Source organism: Streptomyces sp. NPDC050610 (assembly GCF_040654875.1).
Taxonomy (GTDB): domain Bacteria; phylum Actinomycetota; class Actinomycetes; order Streptomycetales; family Streptomycetaceae; genus Streptomyces.
On record NZ_JBFAIV010000030.1, the window covers coordinates 1 to 2,061 of the forward strand.

The window sequence follows — 2,061 nt, forward strand, 5'->3', positions numbered from 1 at the left end:
CAGTCGGCGAGGCGGCGGGTGTCGACGAGGACGACGGCGCCGATGGCGCCGCGTACCAGGTCGTCCCACATGAACCAGAAGCGGTCCTGGCCGGGCGTGCCGAACAGGTAAAGGATCAAGTCGTCATCGAGAGTGATGCGGCCGAAATCCATCGCGACCGTGGTGGTCGTCTTGTCCTGTACGTGGCTGAGATCGTCGATCCCGGCCGAGGCGGAGGTCATCACGGCCTCGGTGCGCAGCGGATTGATCTCCGAGACCGCGCCGACGAAGGTCGTCTTGCCCACGCCGAAGCCTCCCGCCACCACGATCTTCGCGGAGGTGGTGGAGCGGGCGGGCGCGGGCGACCCGCCGCTAGAGCTTCCGAAGTCCACTGAGCACCCTTTCGAGCAGTGTCACATCCGGCGTCCCGCCGGACTCGCCGCTGCCGCCCGGCTGGTGGATCGCCACCATTCCGGCCTCTGCCAGGTCCGCGACCAGAATCCGGGCCACGCCGAGCGGCATGCTCAGCAGCGCGGAGATCTCCGCCACCGACTTGACCTCCCGGCACAGGTGGCAGATCCGCTGGTGCTCGGGGAGCAGGCCCTGCAGGTGGACCGGGTCGGCGGTGGAGCTGACCAGCGCCTCGATGGCGAGCTGGTAACGCGGCCGGGTCCGGCCTCCCGTCATGGCGTAGGGGCGGACCAGCGGCTGGTCGCCTTCGTTCCCGTACGGCGCGTGGTGAGAGGCGCCGTACGGGCCGGGCGAGACGGGCGGGGTCATTGATCCTCCGGGCGGGACAGCAGGATGGCAATAATGCCGTCGAGCGGGGGCCGGTGGGGGGTTTTCGGCCGTACGGTCGGACGGACGGACGGTTGGCGGACGGTCAATTGAGCAGGCTGCCCTGCAATTCGGCACGGAGATCGGGCGTCAGGACAGTGCCCGCCCGGTCGACGAGCAGGGCCATTTCGTAGCCGACGAGGCCGATGTCGCACTCAGGGTGGGCGAGTACGGCCAGCGAAGAACCGTCGGACACGGACATGATGAAGAGGAAGCCGCGCTCCATCTCCACCACGGTCTGGTTGACGCTGCCGCCCTCGAAGATCCGGGAGGCCCCGGCGGTGAGGGAGGTCAGGCCGGAGGCGACCGCGGCCAACTGGTCGGCGCGGTCGCGCGGGAACCCCTCGGACATCGCCAGTAGCAGTCCGTCGGCGGAGACCACCACCGTGTGCGACACCCCCGGGGTGTTGTCCACGAAGTTGGTGATCAACCAGTTCAGATTCTGCGCCGCCTGGCTCATCGGACTCAACTAACGCTCCTGCTGGTAAGTGGGGTCAATGCCGTGGTTGCCGGTCGTCTGGCCGTTGCCGGCCTGACGCCCTTGCTGAATACCGCGGCGAAGATTGGTCAGCCGCCCGCGCACGTCGTCCGGCGCGCGGGAGACCTGCGGGCCGGTCGGATGGGACTGCTGCTGCGCGGTCCCCTCCACCAGATTCGCCCGCGGCACGCGCCGCGGCAGCCCGGACGACGTGATGCCGCCCGCGGCCGGTTCGCGTATCTGCTCGGCCCGCCGCCAGCGCTCGTCGTTGGGCGAGCTGCGCCAGCTGTCGTTGGGAGCCACCGGTTCCAGACCCGGGCCCTGGTCCTGGTCCTGGCCCTGAGTCTGTCCCTGTCCCTGGTCCTGCCCCGGCATCGGCTGCTGGAACGGGTCCTGCGGCTCACGCCGCGGCAGACCCTGAACAGGCGCCGGCGCCTGCGGCGTGGGCTGCGACGGTACGGAACCGGCGGCGTCCTCGCGGGGACCGCTGAACCAGTCCGTCTCCAGCGCCTCGAACAGAGGCGTCCGGCCGTCCCCGGGCCCGGCGGGAGGCAGCGCGCCTTCCTGGGAGGGAACGGGGAACTCGCCGCTGTGCCGGTTGTGCTGCGCACCGCCCGGCTGCCCACCGCGAGTGGGGAGCGGTCCTTGCGGGAACTGGCCGGTCTCGGACGGATCACCGGGCCCGCCGAGGCCGGGCCGGCTTTGCCGCCCCTGCTGATCCGGCTGTCCCTGCTGTCCCGGCTGGGCGTATTCGCCGGTGTCGGCGG

At 70.7% G+C, this 2,061-nt stretch carries 3 protein-coding genes and 1 pseudogene; all 4 read right to left on the reverse strand.

Features of this window, described 5'->3' with window-relative positions:
* Window positions 1-371: ATP/GTP-binding protein (locus AB0I22_RS29830; RefSeq protein WP_363134064.1), on the reverse strand; the 371-nt coding region annotated here is incomplete at its 3' end.
* Window positions 352-759, reverse strand: coding sequence for a DUF742 domain-containing protein (locus AB0I22_RS29835; RefSeq protein WP_030884787.1), 408 nt, complete (start codon window positions 757-759; stop codon window positions 352-354). The genes AB0I22_RS29835 and AB0I22_RS29830, both read right to left, overlap by 20 nt.
* Window positions 760-862: 103 nt before the next feature.
* A complete protein-coding gene (locus AB0I22_RS29840) occupies window positions 863-1,276 on the reverse strand; it encodes a roadblock/LC7 domain-containing protein (protein ID WP_136742879.1) in 414 nt (137 codons plus the stop codon).
* A gap of 9 nt (window positions 1,277-1,285) precedes the next feature.
* Window positions 1,286-2,061, reverse strand: a pseudogene (locus tag AB0I22_RS29845) (histidine kinase); the annotation flags it as partial.